General features: G+C 61.7%; 2 protein-coding genes. One reads left to right on the top strand and one right to left on the bottom strand.

Annotated elements, in window-relative coordinates; genetic code table 11:
* Window positions 1–397 (bottom strand): MFS transporter (locus tag HX846_RS17125; protein WP_178965764.1); only part of this gene is annotated, 397 nt, incomplete at its 3' end.
* A gap of 170 nt (window positions 398–567) precedes the next feature.
* Here HX846_RS17125 and HX846_RS17120 point away from each other — a divergent pair.
* Window positions 568–2,709: ATP-binding protein (locus HX846_RS17120; RefSeq protein ID WP_178965763.1), on the top strand; the 2,142-nt coding region annotated here is incomplete at its 3' end.

The raw sequence follows: 2,709 nt of genomic DNA, 5'->3' as shown, positions 1-2,709 counted from the left end.
TGGAGGCGACCACGGCGGCGATGCCGAAGTAGGCGCCGTGGGGCAGGCCGCTGATAAAGCGGAAGGCCACCAGCGAACCGAAGGTTGGGGTAAACGCCGTGGCGAGGTTGCCCAGGGCATAAAGGCCCATCAGCAATAGCAGCATGTGTTTACGCAGCAACTTGGCGCCGAGGATGGCCAGCAGCGGGGCGCCGACCATCACGCCCAGCGCATAGGCGCTGATGGCGTGGCCCACTTGCGGTTCGCTGAGATTGAGGTTGTGGGCGATGTCGGGCATCAGCCCCATGATGGCGAATTCGCCGGTGCCGATCGCAAAGGCGCCCACGGCCATGGCCGCTTCCATTTTGGCGGCGCTGCGCGCGGGCAGCACGTGCCCGGGTGTTTGCTGGATAGTCATGGGTAACTCTGTTTGATGAAGTGCACGAAGGACAGCCGCCGATGCTACGCAAGCAGCGACGAAGGTGTCTAGAACAGCGTGTTGCGCGAGAGTTCCATCGGCGCAAGCAGTGCGGGGCTTTGAGATCCGTCTTATTCAACTACCCTCTCGCCACGCTTACTCTTTTGGCGATGAAGCTCAAACATTTCCTGCAACCACTCGACTCTTCTTTTTCGACGCCCAAGGCCGCGCGCAAGTTGTTGCGGCTGTTTGCCCTGGCATTGGTGCTCGGCGTGTATGTGGGTGCCTACAGCTACTTGCGTGCGGCGTTGAATGAGGAAATTTCGCTACGGCGCAGTTATATGAATGAGGCGATTTCCGATGCGCAGAGTTTTTTTGTCAGCCGCCAGACGCTGCTCAAAAGCCTCGGCCTGTCGACGGTTCGTCATGTCACGCCACCCGTGGGCAACCTCAATAATGTGCCGGCCGAAGAGTTGCACATCACCTTGGGCGAGGCGGGCAATATCTGGAGCCTTTGGCTGACTAGGCGCCTGCTTGATTACCTGCAGGTCAACCAGGTCAACCTGATCTACGTCGCGCAGCGCGCCGAGCCGGTGGTGGAGCGCCTGTTTACCGTTGGGGCGGCCCCGGAGAATGTGCCGCAGCCGGTATTGCAGCGGTTGATGGCGGTGGACACCGGCAAGGTCTCGGTCAGCGATGAGTTGTGGCTGACTGAGCAGAGCCGCCTGGATTCACCGCTATACATCTTCACCCGCCTCGACGACCGTAGCCCCACGTCGGGTTGGCTCGGGCTGGAGGTGGACGGCCCGGACCTGATCAACGCCCTGCAGCATGAAAAAGCCGGGGACTTCATGTTGCTTGACGGCGCCGGGCAGCTGATTTTCAGCAGCACGCCTCATCAACCGTCGGCTGCGCAGGTGCTGCGCCAGTATCACGCCACGGCCAGCTTTGGTTGGGAAGGCAGCCGCTGGCTGCCGGATCGCTTGGCCATTCGCAAGCACCTGGGTTACTCCCAGTGGCAGATCGTCTACAGCCTGGAGCTGAGTTCACTGTTGCCCAGCCTGGCCATGCCGTTGTTGCTGTGCCTGCTGTTGTGCGCAGCGGCCAGCTTGTTGATGGTGCGGTTGGTGCGGCGCATCGATCAGCGTTTGATTATCCCGGCAGCCAATCGCATCGAAGCGCTGGTGGAGAGTGAGGCATTCAGCAGTGCGGTGATTCGCATCGCGCCAGTGGCCTTGTGCGTGCTGCGCCGCAGCGACGGCGAGGTAGTGCTGGAAAACCCCCTGTCCCGGCAATGGCTGGGCAACGGCCACGAGCGCCAGCAACTGTGTCACGGCTGGATTCGCCGCGCGTTCGATGAGTCGGAACAAAGCAGCACCGACGAGCTGCAAATGGCCGACGGTCGTCACCTGTACCTGAGTTTCGCGCCAACCCGTTACCAGCGTGAGGAGGTGCTGATCTGCGCCTTCAGCGACATCACCGAACGCAAGCAGGTGGAGTTGGCCCTGCAGCAGGCGCGCACGCTGGCGGACGCGGCGAATGAGGCCAAGACCCTGTTCCTGGCAACCATGAGCCATGAAATCCGCACGCCATTGTATGGCGTGCTGGGCACCCTGGAATTGCTTGCGCGCACCGACCTTAACAGCCAGCAGCGTGGCTACCTGAATGCCATCGAGGGCTCGTCGGCGAACTTGCTGCAAATGATCTGCGATGTGCTGGACGTGTCGAAAATCGAAGCGGGACAACTGTCCCTAGAGTTCAGCACGTTCTCACCGATCGAGTTGGTGCAGGAAGTGATCCAGGGCTACGCAGGCGCCGCCCAAAGCAAGGGCCTGCAGTTGTTCGCCTGCCTCGACCCACAGTTGCCCGACCACGTGAGCGGGGATGTCACACGCATCCGCCAGATCCTGAATAACCTGCTGAACAACGCTCTGAAATTCACCGAAAGCGGCCGGATTGTCTTGCGTCTGCGCCTGGAAAGCCGTGAAGGCGAGCGCACGATGTTGCAGTGGCAGGTAGTCGACACCGGCAAGGGCATCGCCGAGGAAGACCAGCGGTACCTGTTCGAGCCGTTCTTCCAGGTCAGCGGCAATGCGAATGTGGTCGCCGGCAGCGGCCTGGGCTTGTCGATCTGCAAGCGCCTGATGCACTTGATGAACGGCACCTTGCGGGTGGTCAGCGAACCGGGCCTGGGCAGCAGCTTTTCCTTCACCTTGCCGCTGGAGCAAGTCAACGACGACGACCAGGCTCCCTGGGCGCAGCCGCTGCTCGGCGAGCGGGTGTATGTGGTGTCGCCGGTGCGTGAGCTGGCG

It is taken from the genome of Pseudomonas sp. K5002, from assembly GCF_013386655.1.
Classification (GTDB): domain Bacteria; phylum Pseudomonadota; class Gammaproteobacteria; order Pseudomonadales; family Pseudomonadaceae; genus Aquipseudomonas.
Note: the sequence above shows the minus strand (reverse complement) of the source record. Positions and strands in the feature narration are given on the sequence as shown.